The organism is Pseudomonas sp. AC463 (assembly GCF_979253585.1).
The window spans coordinates 1-277 of the sequence record NZ_CEEDDZ010000540.1 but is presented as its reverse complement, the minus strand read 5'-3'; the positions used below and the strand labels follow the sequence as shown (position 1 = coordinate 277).

The window sequence follows — 277 nt, the reverse complement described above, 5'->3', positions numbered from 1 at the left end:
CAGAAGTAGCTGCCGCGATGATCGTTCGTGGGTGGATTGAGTGCGGTTGTGAGAACGCCTCCGGCCTTGTAGCAGCGTTGCGCGACCCACGTCTCGCACGTGCGATATTGGCCCTGCATCGTCAGCCCGGTAAAGAGTGGACTGTTGCTGAGTTGGCTGCACAATCCTATGTCTCGCGTTCTGTATTTGCCCAAAGATTTCAGGCCACGATAGGCGTGCCGCCGCTGCGCTATGCCACGGAATTGCGAATGCGCCTTGCCAGCGAGTGGCTCAGCCA

General features: G+C 58.8%; 1 protein-coding gene. It reads left to right on the top strand.

The window, feature by feature from the left end; all coding sequences use genetic code 11:
• A partial coding sequence (locus tag AC0IYH_RS31315; protein WP_471838112.1) for a helix-turn-helix transcriptional regulator occupies positions 1–277 on the top strand: 277 nt, incomplete at both ends.